Source organism: Natrinema halophilum (assembly GCF_013402815.2).
Lineage (GTDB): Archaea > Halobacteriota > Halobacteria > Halobacteriales > Natrialbaceae > Natrinema > Natrinema halophilum.
Window position 1 is genome coordinate 783778 of record NZ_CP058601.1, and the last position, 18189, is coordinate 801966.

Genomic DNA, 18189 nt, shown 5'->3' on the forward strand with positions numbered 1-18189 from the left:
AGGGGAAACGGTTCACTGTATGACCGTCAACTGCAGCAGGTCGTAGACGGATGTACCACACTAGTTAGGCAATGTTCACGTTACCCTGGGCGGCCGACGAGCTGATATGTCACACCCCAAATCAGAACGCTTGGAGATCGACACGGTCTATACGCTCCTCTCGAATGCGACGCGCAGGGCAGTCTTGTGTCGTTTACACGCTGTCGAGCGTACGACGACCCGAGAGCTGGTTCGGTATCTCACGGACTCCGAACGGGGCGACGCGAGCAGTGACATCGACGGACCCGGATGGGTCGCGAGTAGGCTTATTCACGATCACCTTCCGCGACTCGATGACCTCGACGTCATCGACTACGGTGGCCCCGATGGTGAGGTAGCAGTCGGCCCAGCCTTCGACGGCGTCGAACCGTTCGTCGCCCGACTTGAGCGGGCCGAACCCTAGCATCGTCACGCAGATGTCAGTCGAAATCGCGTACCCTGCCGCGGGATAGTACACCACTACACAGGGATATTGCTGGTTTCGAGAGGTGCCCCTCGGTTACGCGACGCTTTGGCCGCCCATCGGTCGGTCACCAGGAATGCCGATCAGCTTTCTAAATTCGCTACCCGACAGATCGCAGCGGTAGGCCGGCTTATACATCATATTCTCGCCGCCGGCCTGGACGTTCCACTCCGCCGCAATGTCCTCACGCAGATAGTACTGCGGTCGCTCGTTACCGTCTTTGACGTAGTAGTCGCTGAGTCGAATCGGATCTCGGTTGAAGAGACCACCGGGTTCACGACCGTCGACGATCACAATCGTCTTCTCGAGGAACAAGGTATCATCCCGAGCGCGTTTCGCGTGGGCATTTTCCGAATGTGCAGCGAGGAGTGTTTTGCGATCGGCTGGCGGTGTCTCGGGACCGATGACGACCACGTCGTCGACGGTGAGGTAGCCGATCAGATACCGGTGGGCGCGGTCACCGTTCGGTCGGCGCAGCCCTGCGTAAAAACCGACGACGTCACCCGACTCGAGCGCTCGCAGTCGCGAAACGTACCCGCTGGTCCGATGTTCGCCGTACGTCATCGCCTCGAAATTGGGATCGTGATGGAGAGGCCACGATTCGAGCTCGTCGTCGGTCACAGATTCAGTCCCGTCGTGGACGGGTTGGGGGGTGATACGGGTCGTCAAATCAGCAGCGACGCCATTTCCGACCCGAAGTTTCCACGTTCCGAGGGTTTCTGGTTCCGACGTCGACCTGGTTTTCTCTGGAATCGGGACGTACTCGAATCGTCCGTCGTCATAGAGGGGGCCCAATGCGCCGAAATTCGTGCTATCGGCACCGACACCAGCGAGAACAACCGTCATAGTTACTACCTGTTCGTTGGACGAATCTGAGACGCGAAAAAACCCCCGAAACACCGTGAACGTTCGATCGTATGGAGTTCCACCGATACCAACGGTGTAGGTCTCTCGTGGTTGGTAAGCCGGTACTGAGACCGCGACCGGTAATCCCGTGAAATCCTCAAATCGGGCCCCAAAGTACGTCTAGTACGACATCCGATCCTCGTCGAGTGGTCACGTAGTCACGCGTTGTCGCTCGAGATTGTACTCCGAACGTGTCGGGTGCTGGTCTCCGAGACAACGGTTACCCACGAGCAGTGTACGACTCGGCACCGACGATCGCTGGGATTCGCGATTAACTCGTCGAGTCGTCGTGCGGACGAACCCAGTAAGCGCGACTGTCCCACGCCCACGACGAACCCAGTAAGCGCGACTACCCCACGCCCACGAACGAGTGAGTCTGGGACTAATTACAGTTAGGTTCCGAGCAAGCCTTCGCGATGTCGATTTCACCGTCACTACGAACGTCGACGTCGTACCCGCAATACGTAAACGAGATCCGATTCACCGTTTGTCGTGGCTTCGTAGCCGAAGACTGAACGAGGGTGTCGAGAGCATCCGGATCGATAGCGGCGTACAGCGGTGGTGTTAGCTCTGCCGGGTTCGTTTCCTCGAGATCTGCAATCCGCTCGACGACTGTCAGACTTGGTTTCGTAGCAAACCGAGAATCAGGAGATGATTTAGTCCCATTTTCCATCACGTGATGGTTTTATCGGAACGGCCTCAAATCTACCGTCGTATTCTTCCACGGTTTATTTCGAGGGTGATATTCTCCTGCTTCGTTTCCTGGGGAGGTCCTATCGGACTACGAACCGAAAACGTGGCTGAACAGTTTCGCCGTTATCCGTCGAAGGTGCGTCGACAGCGTCGAGGGCGAAATATCGAGTTCGGCTGCGACCTCTGCCGCACTCGAACCATCCGATTCGTAATAGCCCATTCTGGTTGCAGTACGAGCGACCTCTTGCTGGCGTTCGGTGAGATGTGCTTGGAGATGATTACCGACGTCGGTCTGTGCGCTGGTCCCGGTGCTATACAATTTCTCGAGGGTGAACTGGATGTCTTCGTCGCGACAATACTGCCAATACGCACCGAGGCGTTCCTTGTCCGATGCCTGCAGTTGGAACTGCCACCCCTCGCCGGAGGAACGGATCGAGAGGATTCGAACGCCGAGCGTCGATATCTCCGGTGCCGTTAACTTTGCGTGCTGACTCAATATGATCTTATATATACGACAGTCCTCGAATTCGAGTTCCGATTGCCACTCGTTTACCGTGTGATCGCGGGCAAGGGCGGACTCGAACGTACGAACGCAACGATCGTCTGCGTCTCGGAGGGAGAAAAAGACCGTCGGGCCGGTCCCGTTTCCCGGAGCCGTTAGCGGTTGTGCATCTACTTCGATCGTCCCGGTGGAAATCGATTCGATAGTCGGGGTTAACGGTAGATCTGGATGAGAGAGGTGCAACTCGGCGATGAAACTCAGGGTCATGAGTTTCGACACTGAGAAGGGCGCGACTAGCAAGGAAAGTCTTCCGAAATTCGACGACGATCACCCGAACCGATCACCCCGTCGATGAGCCCTGCTTTGAACGCGAGTCATCAGCGTTCGTTCGACCGAGCGGCGTAATAGAGCGGGATCAACAGGATCAGGAAGATCGAACCCATCGTCGCAATCCCGATCCAGACGGTCGATAACCACCGTCCGGGAAGAAGCCCTGCTATCTCGAGTATCCACAGGAGACTGTAGACGCCGACGACGAGTAAGCTGGCAACGTACAGTCGCAACAGCCAGCCGACCACGCGGTACAGCATCGTTCTGGTGACCGAAGGCGGGAACGAGTTCTCGAGGCGGCCAATCATTTCGCCCCCGTTCGGATAGCAAAGCGGCTCGCATGCACGACGGTGTCGGCGATGGATTGGCGATTGTAGGTCGAAAGGCGGACTCCGCCATGGTCGATCAGAGGCGATACCATCGATACGGTATCCCACGATGGAGAGTCCATCTGCTTGAATCTTTGTGCCGGTCGGGTGCGAGGAGTATCCTTATCGGTACGGCCGTTCCACAACCGCGTATGCGAATTACGTTTCTCGGCACGGGCAGTGCGTTGCCCACCGGCGAACGATTTCAGGCGGGAATTCTCGTTCAGGACGACGGACGAACGCTGTTACTCGACTGCGGAGCCGGATCACTTCAGCGACTGCAGCAGTCAGGAGTCGGTTACGAAACCGTTTCGACGATCCTCCTCTCTCACCACCACCTCGATCATGTTGCCGACCTGTTACCGCTGATGAAGGCTCGCTGGCTCGCCGGCGAGGAGCACCTCGAGATAGTCGGCCCACAGGGAACGAAGGCGCTGGTCGACGACTTGCTTTCAGTCTACGAGTACATGCAGGGAAAACTCGAGTTACAGGTCAGAGAGGTCGTTCCCGGGGAGTTTTCCGTCGCGGGATTCGACGTATCGGCCTACGAAACGCGACATTCGGTACCGTGTCTGGCGTATCGATTCGGCGATCTATTTACGTTCAGCGGAGACAGCGAAGCGTTCGCAGGGCTGGCGAACTTCGCGGACGGGTCGGGGATTCTCGCCCACGATTGTTCGTTTCCTGACGACGTCGACGTTTCAAATCACCCGACGCCCGATGCGCTGGGTCGCGAACTGACCGGCCGAGACATTGGCCGGGTCTACCTCACCCATCTCTATCCCCACACAAACGGTCGTCACGAGGAAATGCTCGAATCGATTGGCACCCACTACGACGGTGAGGTCCGATTCGCCGAGGACCTGCAGACGGTTTCGATCGAGTAATCGGTTCGACCTCGACCTGTTGCGTCTCGTTTTCGGACTTCCACACAACAGACGCGCTGCCGCGTCTGAATCGTCTTCACATCCATGTCTGAAATCGTCTCTTTCCCCGTCTGGCGACTATCGATTGCGCTGACACGAATTCCGAACACGTATATATGGTTGAGTTTGTAGGATCATAACAACAGAATGGTCCCGCCCGACATCCTTTTCATGGACCGAGAGGTGAACGGATGAGCGTGCCTGAACGGCTCGCGAACGGTATTGCTACTCACACGCGGATCGTCCTGGTTGTACTCTTGCTTTCGACGGCAGTCGTCGGAGCGGGGATGCCACGGGTCGAGGACGACTCCTCGCTCTCCCAGTTCGAGGGAGACTCGCCCGAAGCGAAGGCCCTCGAGCGTAGCGTCGGCAACGATAGTAAAGAGGGGTACTTCACGAGCGAGCAAGAGAAAAATACGACCCGCGTTCAACTAATTACCCGCGGCGATAACGTTCTTACCAGGGAGTCGTTGATTTCGTCCCTCGAATTCCAGCAGGAACTCCGAGCGAACGAATCGATCAATTCGACGCTCGCCGAGAATCAATCGATCATCGGCGTCGAGAACCTCGTCGCGGTCACGACGATCAGAAACGAACGAGCCGCAGAATTGAACGAGACGAGCTCGCAGCTCCAGGACGGACTCAATCAGACGGTTGGACTCCAGCGCCAGTACGAGCAACTCAACGAATCGTACGAGAACGGTGCGATCAACCAGTCGCAGTATCAGACACAATCGGCCGAACTCGAAGCGCAGTTCGATTCCGTCTTCGAGACCGCAACAGAAGAGCTCGACGAGAACCAGACGGCTCAGTACGAATCGGCCGTCCAGCAGGCGCGAACGATCGAATCGCAGCGCTACGAGATCCGTTCACAGACGGAGAACCCGAGCGAAAGCACAGAGTACCAGCAGCTTTCCGAAGAACTCGAGGGCGTCTATCGGGCCGGAACGGCCGGTGTTCTCGAGGCGGAGTATGCGGCACTGCAAAGCGAGGAGCAACCACCGCTCGACGAACAGATCGCGGCGCTCGAGGAACTGAGTGACGACGAATACGAGCGAATCCTCAAACAGACGCTCTCGTCGGACGGCTCGGACGACGACTTCGCGATCGCGTTGATGCCGACGTCGTACGATCCGGGGACGGTGCAAGCCGACGCCCGGATGACGCTACTTTCCCAGTCGACTACCAGCGACGCCACCGGTGGAATGGGCGGCGGTGCGGTTAGCGAACGGATCGTCGATAGCCAACTCGACATCCGTCAGCTAGCGGAGACACAGGAGCAAGACTACCTCATTTTCGGCGGCGGCGTCATGACCGACGAGATCGAGCGGTCTATGGGTGACAGTCTCGCCATCGTCGGCCCGCTCGCACTCCTGTTCGTCGTGATCGCGCTGTTGATTGCCTACCGTGACCTGCTCGACATCGTTCTCGGCATCGTCGGCATCGTCGCCGTCCTCGTCTGGACGTTCGGCTTCATGGGCTGGGCGGGAATCGCGTTCAACCAGATGTTCGTCGCGGTCCCAGTCCTGTTGATCGGGCTCTCGATCGACTACGCAATCCACGTCTTCATGCGCCACCGGGAACAGCGCGAGGAGACCGGCACCACCGATAGCGTTCGCGGATCGATGTCGATTGCGCTCGCCGGTGTCGGCGTCGCCCTCGTCTGGGTGACCGCAACGACCGTCATCGGGTTCCTCTCGAACCTCGTCAGCCCGATCGGTCCCATTCGGGAGTTCGGCATCGTCAGTTCCGTCGGGATCGTTGCGGCGTTGATCGTCTTCGGTGCGCTGATCCCCGCGATCAAGATCGAAGGCGACGAATTCCTCGAGAAACACGGCTTCGACCGACAGAAACGCGCGTTCGGGACCGGTGATGGTCGGTTCAGCGACGCGCTCGCCGTCGGCTCGGTCGCCGCTCGAAAAGCGCCCATTATCGTCCTCATCGGCGCACTCGTCCTCTCCGCTGGCGGCGTCTACGGCGCGACACAGGTCGACACCAGCTTCCAGCAGGAGGACTTCATCGCGGACACCCCGCCCGAGTGGACCAACAACCTTCCCGGATCGCTCCAGCCCGGCGAGTACCAGGTCAAAAACGATCTCGACTACGTCAACGATCGCTTCCAGCGAGAGGATAGTCAGGCACAGATCCTCGTGGAAGGTGACGTCGCCAATCCCGACGTACTCGAGGAAATCGATACTGCCCGGTCAGATGCCGCCGACAGCGACGTCGCCTACACGCTCGCGACCGGCGAAGCCGACGTGCAGGACCCGCTGTCGACCATGGAATCGGTCGCCGCACGCAACGAGTCGTTCAACGAATCCTTTACCGCAGCCGACACTGACGACGACGGCGTCCCCGACGAGAACGTCTCCGCGCTGTACGATCAGCTGTTCGAAATCGACGGGGAGGCTGCGAGTCAGGTCCTCCATCAGACCGACGGCGGGGAGTACGAGGCGACGCGACTCGTCATCGCCGTTCAGGGCAGCGCCTCGAGCAGCGAGTTGACCGAGGAGATGCGCGACATCGCGGGCGGCATCGAAGACGGGAGCGACGGTCGATGGAGCACGATCGCAACCGGCGATCCGATCGTGTTCTACATCGTCGAGCAGGACCTGCTCGATACCGTCCTTGAAAGTCTCTTGATCACGCTCGTAGCCGTGTTCGCGTTCCTGACCGTCGCCTACCGATTGACGGGCAGTAGTGCGACGCTTGGAATCGTAACCCTGCTGCCGGTGGCGTTCTCGGTCAGTTGGATTCTCGGGACGATGTACCTCATCGGCATGCCCTTTAACGTGCTTACGGGGATGATCACGAGTCTCACGATCGGTCTCGGCGTCGCCTACAGCATTCACGTCAGCGATCGCTACTCGCTCGAACTCGAGCGACAGGGCAACGTCTGGTCTGCACTCCGGACCACGGTGACCGGAACCGGTGGGGCGCTGCTCGGAAGTGCAGCGACAACCGTCGGCGGGTTCGGAACGCTCGCGTTTGCAATCCTGCCGGCGCTCCAGCAGTTCGGCATCATTACCGCGCTTACCATCACCTACGCGTTCCTCTCGAGCGTCGTCGTCCTCCCAGCGCTGCTCGTGCTATGGACGCGGTACTTCGGGCCGGACGTCTCCTTCGATCCGTCGGGTACCGCCCACCCGGCCACGGCAGCTAGCGACGGCGGCGTACCGCCCGCTGGTGACGACCGAACGACAGACGGTGACGAAGGGTGACCGACGACGAAAACGCGGCCGTCGACGCGTTCGAGGGTCTCGGACTGACCAGCTACGAGGCCAAGGTGTTCATCGCGCTTCACAGACTCGGCGCGGGGACGGCACGAGACGTCGCCGACGTTACCGACGTTCCCCGATCACAGGTATACAGCGTCGCAGAGAGCTTAGAAGAGCACGGGCTGCTCGAGGTCCAGCAATCGAATCCGATCCGTTACCGGCCGGTCAGCGTCGACGAGGCACGCGAGACCCTCCGGGACCGATTCGAACGCGAGCAAGATCGCGCCTTCGAGTACGTCGATACCGTTAAAGACGAACCCGGGGGCGAGGAAACGCAGGAGGACATCTGGACGGTTCGCGGTCGCGATCGCATCGACGATCGAATCGTCGATATCCTCTCGCAAGCGGAGGAACGGATCGTCTTCGGCACGCGGCTCCCGGAGTTGATCACGGACTCGATCGAACGGACGCTCGCCAAGCGGGCGGCGGCCGGCGTTAACGTCGCCGTCGTTAGTCGGGTGGACGGGGTCCGGAATCGGTTTGAGGATGTCGAAGGCGTTTCCGTCGACACCCCACCGGCCCACCGGGCAGACGAGCAACGGTCGGGACGGATCGTCGTCTGTGACGACGATGCCATCCTCCTGAGCGTTCTCGGAACCGAACGCAGCGAGACGGCGATCTGGAGTTCCGGCTCGCTGTTCGCGTCCGTCCTGATTCAGCTGATCGAGGCCAGCGACGAAGTACCGGTCGAAACCGATACGCACGGACGCTGAGCGGCGCGCTCAATCGAGCCGGTACCGCAACAGCGCCGCGATACCGCCGAGATTCGACAGTTGCTGTCCGGGCGGGAACTCGCTCGAGAAGACGGTCACCTCGCCGCCTTTTTGCTCGGTCGTTCGGACGATGTCGTCTACGTCGACCGCCCACTCGCCGTCGGGACCGCGTTCCTGCCGAAGCCGGTCGTCGAGGACGAGCAAGCGCTCGATCGCGCCGAACTCCGCGGCCTGCTGGACCGATTCGGGACCGTAGGATGCTTTCGCTCCATCTGCGATACGGCGGGTGAGTTCGTCGATGTACTCCGCTTCGCTCTCGATTCGAGTTTCCTCCTGTACGTCTGCAACGGCGCCTCGTTTGAGCACCTCGTGAACGCCGCGGTCGCCGACGGCGGACGTATCGACCATCGTAATCAACTCGGCAACCTCGGGCTCGTTCTTCTCGAGATACTTGCGGGCATCCTGTTTCGTGAAGCCGGGGCCTGCGAGAATGATCGCGTCGACTTCGAGCCGTTTCAGGACGGCCGCGAGTTCGGCGAACAGTTCGGAGCGCTCACGGGCATACTCTCCCTTCCCGGTCGGACCCGTAATCGTCGCCCGCTCCTCGGTCCCGTACTGGGCTACGGTGTGAACGTGTGCCTGACCTTCCTCGACGGTGGCGATCGCGACGTCCGGGTTTTCAGTCGCTTCCTCGGCCTCCTCGAGTCGCGCTTCCTGATCGGGTTTGAACCACTTCTCGATCGAGATCTCGTCACGTTCCTCGACGTTCAGCGTGTGGTGAAAACCGAGCTGATCTTCCCGTGAGCAGGCGACGATCTCACCGCCGACCCGTAGCCGATTGGCGAACTTGTGGAACTCGATGTCCTCGACGGCGATTGCGACCCACATGTGTTCGCGCTCGCCGCCGGTATCCCGCATCTGGTCGTCGTTGCGCTGGATGCGACGGGTCGTATCGCCGGCGACGCGATCGCCGGGCTCGAGGACGTACTGGAGGTGCCAGAGGTCGTCGACGCTCTCGGGAACGACGGTAACCCGCTCGCGGCCGCCCTCGATCTCCTCCCGGTCTTTGATCTGCATGGACAGACGTTATCGGGGTGTCGGTAAGTGGACTGCGGTCGGCGGATACCGGTGTGGTCGCTCGGTCGCTACTGACGCGTCGATTTCCGTTGGACGACTCTGTGGCACTGCCAGTAAAACACGGATAGTTTGCTATTCGTTCACGTTTGACACAGTTAGGGCGCACCGTCATTGCCGCTCGTCGCCTCTTTGGCGTATGGACAATAAATACGGCACACGCCTCGAAGACTTCGGCGTCCGTTCGCTCGTGACTCACGCTATCATGGCGGTGGCATTTGGCGGGGCAATCGCGACCGGGCTACTCGTCGATGGGCGAATCGGGCTCGTCTCGTTCGTCGCGTTACTCAACTTCACTGCAGGACTGTGGGTCGCACAGTCGGTTCACTCCCTGGGGAACGCACGGACCGACGATTCGTACAACGGAATCGTGTCGGTGTTACTCGATACGTCCGGCGAGAAGACGTACCACGGATTCGATGCCGGTCGATTGGGCCGTTTGCTCGGGTTGATCGCCGCCGTGACCGCAGTTTCGCTGCTGACCGCCGGTCAGGTTCTCTCGGGACCAGTGGCAGCAATCGGCGTCGTCGCGATCGGAAGCGTCGCACTCGTAACTGCGATGGTCGGTTTCCTGATCGCCCTCGGTTCGTCCTACGATGAGTCCGAACGGTACGTGAATCGGGAAACGGGCGATACCATGACGAAATCACCCACTCAACGGCAGACTGGGGCCGTGACGGGTTCCCAACGGCAAACCGGAACTGAACCGGACGTCGCCGACGAGTAGCGTGCGCCGTCCGATGGACGGTTTTCGAGTGTACCGATAACCGACACGGCTCGTTTTTCTTCGAACGTCGCATCGAACTGGTCCGCTGCTCTGAGAGTCGATGCCGCTCATACGTTGTTAGGTTTAAGTTGGTGAGGGTGGCCGCGACGAGTAGAGGCGCAGGCAGAGACGGCTCACCGTAACACACATAATGACTGACTCAGCCACAGACTCGTCGCGAACGATCCGGATAGAACTCTTTCTCCGGAAGCGCGTCTCAGCCGATACCGTGGAGGTGCTCAGAGAGACAGTCGACCGGTCGCGTCGTCTCAAGGAGCAAGACGGAAACGTCGACGTGCACGTCGAGACGTGGTCGTCGACGCTGCCTGCGATCGAGTCGCTGGGGGACTCCGAGCGTTCGGTTACCCTGACGGTCGATGCGTTCCAGGACTGGGCTGACCGGGAAGGATATACACTTCGACCCGCGTTCGAACGGCGCGAAACTCCCTCTCGACTCGGTCACGACCCGGTGACGGAAATCCGGGTACCGGTCGTGTGCGTCGCCGTTTACGTGAACGACGATCTTACGTACGTTGCGCCTTGTTCAGACGGTGACCGAACGTACAGCGTCGACCAGTGTCTCGCAGCGCTTGAACGTGACGAGACCGCCCCCTTTTTCGCCCGTGGTGACCCGCACGTCTCATCTCGAGACTGGTCCGGCGACTGCGTCGAGAACGCCGTTCAGGAATCGGAGTAGCGACGGGAGGTCGCATCACTGTCGGTTCGTTCGCGTCGAACTCGGTATCTCCTCGATGCTCCGCGCCGGACGATTAGTTACGAATGTCGTCTAATTAGTTACGAATGTCGTCTATTTTCTCCTTGGCTTTCTCGAGACCAGACTCGAACGTCTCCTCGATTTCTTCGACGGATCGTTCGACGTAGTGCACCCGAGCCCTGGGTATTCGACGAACGACGTCGTTTCCGTCGTCGTCGGTCCCGTACTCGAACAACCAGTGATCCTGAAAGTAGGCGATGCGATCGTTGTCGACGGTCACTCGCTCGACGCCATCGTCTGGCGTTTCGTAGACGATGGTCGCGGTCCCGACCTCGAGATCCGATTCGGTGTCGGTGTTGATTTCCACCATGGTCGGTTATCGGTGGTCGATCGTGTAATCGTGAGCCCAGCAGGTGCGTGGAGCGAAACCGTGAACCAAGTCATTGTACGGGATTGAACGCGAGGAACACGAAGAAACCGACCACGAGAGCCAGTGAGACGACGACTGCGGCGATGATACCTGCACTCACGAACTGTCCGCCGCCGAGAAGCGCGGGTGCGAGTTCACGGGATACTGTCATCGGCGATGCTAGTTCGGTCGCGAGCTATCACCGTTGCCCCGACTATATCGTGCTCCCGATTTCCTGGTTGAGCGTCGATCCGATCCGATCCATCAGTTCGTAGCACAGTTTTCTATCCGGCTACCGCCGTTGATTCGAAGAACCCGGTGCGTACAGACGACGGAGACACGACCGTGCGTCTGGCGAGGATGGATCGTCTCGAACTGATGACCAGAGGCAATGTCTGGCGAGGTCTACGCCTCGAGCCGACGGTGGACCAGGCACTATAAATCTCGCACCGCTTTCAGCCACTTCATTGTGGGATGGGAAAGGTATTAATAATGGATATAATTATATAGAATTATTTATGGGAATGGCAAGAAGACAGTAGAATGGTTTTCCGAGTATAGGTCAAACTGCTGATCTGGGGTTTGAAGCACAAACTATCTATTTAAATGTAATACTTGTGATTAAGTTTTTTATTTGATGTATATGCGATACAGTAAAATAGGAGGATTACGTTAGAATGATTGAACACCAATGTCTGCACAAAATGAAGCGATAAGTAGCCCGGAATCTGCCGCATCGACAGCGACGAGCGTGGGTCCGGATGGAAACGTCTTGGGTGCGTTATCGTACATCCTCTCTCCAATAGGGGGGATACTCGTATATCTCCTCGAGGAGGAAAACGAGTTCGCCCGCTTCCACGCCGCCCAGAGCATCGTCTTCGGAGTCGCTGCGTTGGCGATCTCCACCACGGTCTGGGTGTTCTCCACCGTCTTTTCGCTGCTCATGCCCGACCTTCTCGGCTTTCTGGTCTGGCTGATTTCGTTCCTGGCCCAGGGTGGTATTGGCCTCGTCCTGTTCGTCATGTGGGCGTACCTCTTCATCATGGCGTTCCAGGGAAAGCGGACGAGCCTCCCGGTAGTGGGTTCGATCGCCGAATCGTACCTCCTCTAACGCGACCACCGATTCCTCCGCACAGTCAGCCCTCCGTCCGACTTTGACGCGAAGATGGAGTGATACCGAACTGCAGTCGGCTGTGGGCCGTCGTTAGTCGTCCGCCAGTCGACTACCGCCCGGCGGCATGAAGTGTTGTATTTTGTCCGGACTCGCGATTTTCCGGACGAACGACTCGTCAGCAAACCGCTCTCGAAGCCGCCGATAGAGTCGTTTCGCCGCGTCGGCCTGCGCGTACCGACCGGGTTCGATTTCGATCGTCGTCTCCGCCTGACCTTCGATCGCCGACGGCGGCCCACCGATGACCCGAGTATACGGTTCACACTGGATACCGACCGCAACACCGACCGGAGTATCGCGGAAGTAAGTCCGGTCGCCTCGGATCGCGAAACCGCCTTTTTCGAGGTATTCGCCGCTTTCGGGCGTCTTCGAGACCTGTTCTTCGTCCACGGCGTAGACGTCCCCCGCATACCGTCCGTCCTTCCAGACCGACGAGTAAGACACCGCGAACATTGCTGCCTCTTCGATGCTCGAGTCCGGTAGTTCGATATCCGAAGACGACGCCTCGCTGGGATCGGTCGCTTTCAGGACCGTGACGGGACCGCCGTGGGCCTGCGTGTGGAGGACCTTGTCTCCGGGCTCGAGATACTTTTTGACGAGTTCCTCGTTTTGATCGGCGTTTCGGCCGCCGATCACGAGGTAGTCGTCGCTGGTGTGAAACCACCGGAACTGGTCGAACCAGGGTTCGTTTTCCCGGATTGGAACGGACGGCTCGTCGAGCCAGTCGCGCTGATCGTCTTCGTCGTCATCCGTCTCGTCGACTTCACTCTCGTCGGCTTCCCATTCGTCGCGGCGTCGCTTTGCGTCCTCTAGGTCCTCACGGGTATCTTCGATCGCCGCCAGCGCACCGTCTTTCTTCTCTTCGACGCGTTTTGCCTCCGTGTAGAGGCGATCAGCGTTCTGCTCGACGCCCTGTTCGGCCACGAGATCGATTCGCTGATCGTCTATTTCGACGGTGACAGTCCCTTCGCTCTCGTCGATGCCGACGACCGCCTCGGCGGCCTCGATCCCGCGATCGGCCCCCTCGGCGAAGCGCTCTTCGATCTCGTCCCACGAACGATCCTGCTCGCGGGCCGTTTGAACCGTCGAGAGAATCTCGTCGACCAGTCCGTACTCGGCGTACAGCAATTCCGCTTTATCTCGAAGTGAATCGGCCTCCTGTTCGAATCCCTCGATCGCGCCCTGTTGTTGCTCGATTATGCGCTCGTGTTTGGCGATCTCCGATTCGAAGTCCGGCCGCTGGTCGGTCGCATCCGGTTCCCCCTCCTCGTCGAGTTCGAGTCTGAAAAAGTAGTCGTCGAGCGCGGTCAAGAACGATTCGTACGGCTCCGCGGGCAGTGTAACGCGTTCCTCGAGCGGAAACGGGGTCACGTCGATCACGCGGCCCTCGTCGGTATCGTTCCCCTCTTCGTCGGCCGCGTCATCGGTCTCATCTTCGTCGGCGCTTTCGAGATACACCCGTGGATCGAAGTTCCCGTTTCGAATATCGAGTGCGAGTCGTTCGATCGCCTGGTAGACGCGATCGTACACGTCTTGGTCGGCTTCGTCGATGTCGAGGCCTTTCTCGACGCCGGCGCGTGTACACAGTTCCTCGGCGTAGAGCCCACCGAAATTGAGCTGGGTGGCGAGCGTTCGGACGACGTCCGTGTCCGAATCGTCCATCTCGTGATCGAAGACGTCGCGAGAAATTGAAAGCGGGTTCGTCCGCGAATCGGGGAACTCATATCTCGAGCCCGGAACGACGGTTCGGGACTTCAACCGGACAGTTTCGAGACAGTCGATCACCTCGTACTCGCCGTCCGTGACCGCGACGTTACCCTGTCCGAACAGTTCGACGATGATTCTGGTCGTGCCGTCGTCGCGTTCGAACGTGAACTCGAGGATGCGGTCGAACTCGTACTGTTCGACGCCTGCGAAATCGGCTCCCGACAGCCGGTTGCGGAGCATCATCGCGAACTGTGGCGGTCGACCGGGAGCATCGGGCACCCGCTCTGGCGAAACCGTATGCGCTCGTTTGACCTCGCCAACTTCGATGATCAGTTCGAGGCGGCCCCGATCGAAGTCTCGCATCTTGAGTCGGACGAGATCGTCGCCGTAGAGGTAGGCTTTGTCGACCTTCGCTCCCTCGTAGGCCCCGAATTCCCCGACGAGAGCAGCGAGGTCGACGCTGGTGAGTTCCCGCTTTGGATCCATACCGTACACTGGCCGGCCCGGTCAAAAAGGCGTGTCGCTCCACCGCCAGTGCCGGTTTTGCGTCATCTGTCGGTCGGAGCCTCTCTGATAGTGCTAGCCGAGTTGGTCCGTGATTTCCCACCGGGATGCAGTCCCAGAGGATCGCCTCCCACTACCGGAGACGGTGTTCCGCCACTGCCGATCGATTCTGCTCTTCCACGCGACGACCACACCGCTACTGAACGTTGCTCCAGTCCAGAGGGCGGCAGCTACGGCGCCACACCCGAGTTCCTGCTCCGGCCGGTACCGCCGAAGGGGCTCGACGGGTCCGGTAGCCGAGGTCGGAAAGCATAATCCATGCAAGCACCCAGTACGATGTATGCACGACGTTGTCGGCTGCCGTACTCGCGATCAGGAGGGTCCAGAGCCATGAGTGCTGGCGATGAACCGCCCTGGAACGACGTCTCACGATTTCCGGACTTCCTCGAGCATCTCGAGTCCGAAGGTGGCGCTACCGTCCGCGGCATCGTCGATCGGATCGACGCCGATATCGATGCCGACGGGGTCGTCTACCACGACCGCGGAATCCGGGTCCCGGGGTACGATGTCACCTTTGTCCCGGAACCGGAGGGGTCACGGATGGTCCCTTCGTTCAGCGTCGAGGTTCAGACCATCGGCCCGCGGAGCACGTGGGCGGTGTTCGACGCGACGCTGTCCTGGGATTTCTATCTTCTCCAGGCAGAAGGTATCGCGGCGATCGCCTGGGTGAGCGACGAGGAGTACAACGCCGAAGAAGCCGGTTTGTTCCTGTCGAAACAGGACGCGCTCGCCGCAGGCCGGTTCTCGTTCGGTACCTTCATTTACTCCGACGAGGAGTGGGCCGACCAACTCGATCTAATCGACGGAACAGACACACCAGCGTTCCTCCAGCGCGACGACGGTAGCGTTCTGGTACCGAACGATCAGACCGAGTTCTACGACATCGTCAACTCCACACCCGCTGAGTTCCGATCGAACGGCGGGCGCGCTCCCTCTCATCTGGGCTTGCTCGAACTCGAGGTTACTATCGACTGACGAAACAGTGGACGGTTCCTCTCATCCCTGACCTGTCCTAACCTGATCGCTACAGTGCGACAGGTGCCACGCCGACTTGAGTGAAACCGTTCCGATTGCACCTGCCGAATCCCGTTCGACCGGAAAGAGGTTCGACGACTACGCCGTATCGTTCCATTCCACAGAAACGAGCGCGACCGAACGGAACGATGCCATCGGAGACCCGCTGATCGGACGCAGACCGATGATCGCTGTCTCGTTTGTAAAGCAGTGAACGAAACCACTTCCTCGAGATTTCTGCAGTAGGCTCGAAAGGGGGTCGGGCGCCGAGCGCGCCGTAATCGCCCCAGGGGGGAGAGCGATTCGGTGGAATTAGCGCGCTCGAGCAAGCGGCGACGGTGTGTCGCTGTCAGGGTGGGGGGAACTGACAACGGTGCCGACGATCGTCGGCACGTGAATATCCAATGCCAATTACTATAAATTTTGTGCAATAGGTGATGTGTGAAATCAGGCCGTTCGTCTACGTTCTCACCGCCCGATGAGAGGAAACGATAAGAAGGGGTCTCTTTCCCGGTGGTTGCTGCGGAACCGATCCACGTCGGCGGGTCGGCAGCGGTCGTTGTGGCGTTCGACTCAGTGGAAGAATGGGTACGCTCGCCGCGCGGTCGGATCGCTCACAGCCGTTTGCTGACGTACGGACCGTCCTGATGATAGCCGAGTTTGTTTCGATAGTACTCTCGGGCACCGATACCGGAAATTACGCTTACCTTGTCGTAGCCTGCATCGGTGGCGATTGCCTCGGCGCGTTCCATTAGCCGACGGCCGTACCCCTGGTGCTGGTGCTGGGTGCTCGTGTGTTCGTTCGCTCCCTGACTCGTTTCGCCTGCGTTATTCACGCCGCCACTCGGTTTGCTCCCCACCGAAACTTCGGAGCCGTAGACGTGGAGTTCGCGTATCAGTGCCGTGTTCTCGAGTTCCGGCCGAACCGGTTCGTTCGGAAACCGGAGTCGACAAAAGCCGACGAGCAGATCCTTCTCGAAGTCTTCGAACGAGATGAAGTGTTCCGTACCGCCGCAGGCCTCGTAGGTCAGTACGCTGAGTTCGATGTCCTCGGGATCCTCGTCGTTCATCCCGGCTTCGCGACACCGAATGCACTCACACTCCCAGCCGTGTTCGTCCATCCGCTGTCGGGCCAGTTGTCGCAGATTCGACTTCCAGACGCCGGCATCGATGAAGTCCGCCGGAATGTCGCGCTGGACGCGCTGGAGACGGGTGTAGCGGGGAATCATCGACTTGATCTCGGCGATCAGGTCTGCGGCTTCCTCGTTCGAAAGCGGTTCGTACTCGTCTTTGTGCCACCAGTCGTAGGTCGCGGTGCCTCGCACGACGAGCGTCGGATAGATTTTCAGGTAATCCGGCTTCCACTGCTCGGTTTCGAAGAGCCGCCTGAAGTCCTCGAGACACATCTCCGTCGACATCCCGGGTTGGCCAGGCATCATGTGGAAGCCGACTTTGAACGCCGAATCGCGCAATCTGCGGTTCGCGTCGATCGACTCCTGAACTCCGTGGCCCCGATGCATGTCGCGGTTTATACGCTCGTACGTCGTCTGCACGCCGACTTCGACTTTCGTCCCGCCGAGATCGAGCATCCGATCGATCTGCTCCGGATCGCACCAGTCCGGCTTGGTCTCGAACGTCGTCCCGATGTTTCGGACGTCAGCTGTTTCGTTTTCTTCAATGACGTCCTCGAGGTAGCGCCACTCGTATTCCGACGGATCTTCGGCGAAGCTGACGCCCTCGGCCGGTTCGGGTTCTTTCTCGACGTCGTAGTCGTTCATCGCCTCGAGCGCCCGTTTGACGAACCATTCCTGATAGTCGTGGCTTCGGGCAGTCATCGTTCCGCCCATCAGGATCAGTTCGACCTTGTCGACGGGGTGGCCGATCTGGCGCAGTTGCTCGAGTCTGAGCGTTACCTGTCCGTAGGGGTCGTAGTCGTTCTGGACGCCGCGAGCCGCGGCCGGCTCCTCGCCCGTATAGCTTTGTGACGACGAAAACTCCGAGTCGGGGCCGCCGGGACAGTAGAGACACTTCCCATGGGGACATCGTTCTGGCGACGTCATGATCGCCACCGGCGAGACGCCAGAGGCCGTCCGAACGGGCTTTCGCTGGAGTACGACCTCGAGGGTTTCGCGGTGCTCTTCGGACGCATAATCCAATAACTCGGAGTTTTTCGGCACCTTCGGGGCGGAATGTTCCGAGCAGGCCTCGAGCTTGGCTTTTTCGACCTCGTCGCGCTCGATTTCGCCGGCGAGAATCCGGTCGACGAGCGTCTCACAGACCCGCTCGAACGCTTCGGTTTCGGTCGGTTCGGGCGTCTCGGTACTCACTGTGTTTGATTCGTCGCCGTTCGCGAATAAGCGTGTCGGACTCGCCGATGGCAAACTGCACGTCTCGCTCTTCTCTCGGTGAGAGCCGGACCGTCGCCGTCCGGTCCGTCGTCGTCACACTGATCGCGCCCGTCGTCGGTCCGACGAAGCCGAGATCCCTCCGT

At 59.6% G+C, this 18189-nt stretch carries 17 protein-coding genes; 8 read left to right on the forward strand and 9 right to left on the reverse strand.

The annotated features are described in order from the left end of the window. Positions 1-106: 106 nt before the first annotated feature. Positions 107-442, forward strand: coding sequence for a DUF7344 domain-containing protein (locus HYG82_RS24580; protein WP_179259756.1), 336 nt, complete (start codon positions 107-109; stop codon positions 440-442). Positions 443-538: 96 nt separating this feature from the next. Here HYG82_RS24580 and HYG82_RS24585 read toward each other — a convergent pair whose 3' ends face one another. The 4 genes from HYG82_RS24585 to HYG82_RS24600 all read right to left on the reverse strand — a co-directional run bounded on the left by HYG82_RS24585 (position 539) and on the right by HYG82_RS24600 (position 3241). Further along, positions 539-1348 carry an Nmad3 family putative nucleotide modification protein gene (locus tag HYG82_RS24585; RefSeq protein WP_179259757.1) on the reverse strand — a complete coding sequence of 270 codons (810 nt, stop codon included), beginning with the start codon at positions 1346-1348 and terminating at the stop codon, positions 539-541. 442 nt (positions 1349-1790) lie between these two features. Then, the gene (gene ddfA, locus HYG82_RS24590; protein ID WP_179259758.1) at positions 1791-2081 is read right to left on the reverse strand and encodes a DdfA family disk-determining factor; all 291 of its coding nucleotides are present in this window, start codon (positions 2079-2081) and stop codon (positions 1791-1793) included. Positions 2082-2189: 108 nt separating this feature from the next. After that, complete coding sequence (locus HYG82_RS24595; RefSeq protein WP_179259759.1) at positions 2190-2870, reverse strand: helix-turn-helix domain-containing protein; 681 nt, start codon at positions 2868-2870, stop codon at positions 2190-2192. Between the two features lie 110 nt (positions 2871-2980). Then, positions 2981-3241, reverse strand: coding sequence for a hypothetical protein (locus HYG82_RS24600; RefSeq protein WP_179259760.1), 261 nt, complete (start codon positions 3239-3241; stop codon positions 2981-2983). Positions 3242-3453: 212 nt separating this feature from the next. Between HYG82_RS24600 and HYG82_RS24605 the strand changes: the two genes are divergently transcribed. The 3 genes from HYG82_RS24605 to HYG82_RS24615 all read left to right on the forward strand — a co-directional run bounded on the left by HYG82_RS24605 (position 3454) and on the right by HYG82_RS24615 (position 8218). After that, positions 3454-4188, forward strand: coding sequence for an MBL fold metallo-hydrolase (locus HYG82_RS24605; protein WP_179259761.1), 735 nt, complete (start codon positions 3454-3456; stop codon positions 4186-4188). Between the two features lie 230 nt (positions 4189-4418). After that, positions 4419-7448, forward strand: a complete 3030-nt coding sequence (locus HYG82_RS24610; RefSeq protein WP_179259762.1) for an MMPL family transporter — start codon at positions 4419-4421, stop codon at positions 7446-7448. Beyond that, positions 7445-8218: a TrmB family transcriptional regulator gene (locus tag HYG82_RS24615; RefSeq protein WP_179259763.1), complete on the forward strand. Its 774-nt coding sequence runs from the start codon at positions 7445-7447 to the stop codon at positions 8216-8218. Before HYG82_RS24610 ends, HYG82_RS24615 begins: the two co-directional genes overlap by 4 nt. A 9-nt stretch (positions 8219-8227) precedes the next feature. On the opposite strand, the gene HYG82_RS24620 is transcribed toward HYG82_RS24615, so the two are convergent. After that, positions 8228-9295, reverse strand: coding sequence for an mRNA surveillance protein pelota (locus HYG82_RS24620; RefSeq protein ID WP_179259764.1), 1068 nt, complete (start codon positions 9293-9295; stop codon positions 8228-8230). A gap of 262 nt (positions 9296-9557) precedes the next feature. On the opposite strand from HYG82_RS24620, the gene HYG82_RS24625 reads away from it, so the two are divergent. Both HYG82_RS24625 and HYG82_RS24630 read left to right on the forward strand, forming a co-directional pair. Then, positions 9558-10079 carry a hypothetical protein gene (locus HYG82_RS24625; RefSeq protein WP_425495418.1) on the forward strand — a complete coding sequence of 174 codons (522 nt, stop codon included), beginning with the start codon at positions 9558-9560 and terminating at the stop codon, positions 10077-10079. A gap of 190 nt (positions 10080-10269) precedes the next feature. Continuing rightward, entirely contained in the window at positions 10270-10815 is a 546-nt protein-coding gene (locus HYG82_RS24630; protein WP_179259765.1) for an HTH domain-containing protein, read from the forward strand. Positions 10816-10909: 94 nt separating this feature from the next. Here HYG82_RS24630 and HYG82_RS24635 read toward each other — a convergent pair whose 3' ends face one another. Together HYG82_RS24635 and HYG82_RS24640 are read right to left on the reverse strand one after the other, a co-directional pair. Next, positions 10910-11203: a hypothetical protein gene (locus HYG82_RS24635; protein WP_179259766.1), complete on the reverse strand. Its 294-nt coding sequence runs from the start codon at positions 11201-11203 to the stop codon at positions 10910-10912. Positions 11204-11273: 70 nt separating this feature from the next. Next, a complete protein-coding gene (locus HYG82_RS24640) occupies positions 11274-11414 on the reverse strand; it encodes a hypothetical protein (protein WP_179259767.1) in 141 nt (46 codons plus the stop codon). 519 nt (positions 11415-11933) lie between these two features. Here HYG82_RS24640 and HYG82_RS24645 point away from each other — a divergent pair. Continuing rightward, positions 11934-12353, forward strand: coding sequence for a DUF4870 domain-containing protein (locus HYG82_RS24645; RefSeq protein ID WP_179259768.1), 420 nt, complete (start codon positions 11934-11936; stop codon positions 12351-12353). Positions 12354-12446: 93 nt separating this feature from the next. Here the strand turns inward: HYG82_RS24645 and rqcH are convergent, their stop codons facing one another. Next, a complete protein-coding gene (gene rqcH / locus HYG82_RS24650) occupies positions 12447-14606 on the reverse strand; it encodes a ribosome rescue protein RqcH (protein ID WP_179259769.1) in 2160 nt (719 codons plus the stop codon). Positions 14607-15014: 408 nt separating this feature from the next. Between rqcH and HYG82_RS24655 the strand changes: the two genes are divergently transcribed. Continuing rightward, a complete protein-coding gene (locus tag HYG82_RS24655) occupies positions 15015-15659 on the forward strand; it encodes a hypothetical protein (protein ID WP_179259770.1) in 645 nt (214 codons plus the stop codon). A 653-nt stretch (positions 15660-16312) separates the two neighbouring features. Here HYG82_RS24655 and HYG82_RS24660 read toward each other — a convergent pair. Next, positions 16313-18025 (reverse strand): tRNA uridine(34) 5-carboxymethylaminomethyl modification radical SAM/GNAT enzyme Elp3, encoded by a 1713-nt coding sequence (locus HYG82_RS24660; protein WP_179259771.1) that lies wholly within the window; start codon positions 18023-18025, stop codon positions 16313-16315. Positions 18026-18189 lie beyond the last annotated feature (164 nt).

Bases quoted from the DNA above. Each gene is read 5' to 3' on its own strand.
- HYG82_RS24640 (WP_179259767.1), bottom strand. From the start codon at position 11,414: ATGACAGTATCCCGTGAACTCGCACCCGCGCTTCTCGGCGGCGGACAG.
- HYG82_RS24595 (WP_179259759.1), bottom strand. From the start codon at position 2,870: ATGACCCTGAGTTTCATCGCCGAGTTGCACCTCTCTCATCCAGATCTA.
- HYG82_RS24630 (WP_179259765.1), top strand. From the start codon at position 10,270: ATGACTGACTCAGCCACAGACTCGTCGCGAACGATCCGGATAGAACTC.
- HYG82_RS24635 (WP_179259766.1), bottom strand. From the start codon at position 11,203: ATGGTGGAAATCAACACCGACACCGAATCGGATCTCGAGGTCGGGACC.
- HYG82_RS24580 (WP_179259756.1), top strand. From the start codon at position 107: ATGTCACACCCCAAATCAGAACGCTTGGAGATCGACACGGTCTATACG.
- HYG82_RS24625 (WP_425495418.1), top strand. From the start codon at position 9,558: ATGGCGGTGGCATTTGGCGGGGCAATCGCGACCGGGCTACTCGTCGAT.
- HYG82_RS24605 (WP_179259761.1), top strand. From the start codon at position 3,454: ATGCGAATTACGTTTCTCGGCACGGGCAGTGCGTTGCCCACCGGCGAA.
- HYG82_RS24600 (WP_179259760.1), bottom strand. From the start codon at position 3,241: ATGATTGGCCGCCTCGAGAACTCGTTCCCGCCTTCGGTCACCAGAACG.
- ddfA (WP_179259758.1), bottom strand. From the start codon at position 2,081: ATGGAAAATGGGACTAAATCATCTCCTGATTCTCGGTTTGCTACGAAA.
- HYG82_RS24620 (WP_179259764.1), bottom strand. From the start codon at position 9,295: ATGCAGATCAAAGACCGGGAGGAGATCGAGGGCGGCCGCGAGCGGGTT.
- HYG82_RS24645 (WP_179259768.1), top strand. From the start codon at position 11,934: ATGTCTGCACAAAATGAAGCGATAAGTAGCCCGGAATCTGCCGCATCG.
- HYG82_RS24585 (WP_179259757.1), bottom strand. From the start codon at position 1,348: ATGACGGTTGTTCTCGCTGGTGTCGGTGCCGATAGCACGAATTTCGGC.
- rqcH (WP_179259769.1), bottom strand. From the start codon at position 14,606: ATGGATCCAAAGCGGGAACTCACCAGCGTCGACCTCGCTGCTCTCGTC.
- HYG82_RS24655 (WP_179259770.1), top strand. From the start codon at position 15,015: ATGAGTGCTGGCGATGAACCGCCCTGGAACGACGTCTCACGATTTCCG.
- HYG82_RS24610 (WP_179259762.1), top strand. From the start codon at position 4,419: ATGAGCGTGCCTGAACGGCTCGCGAACGGTATTGCTACTCACACGCGG.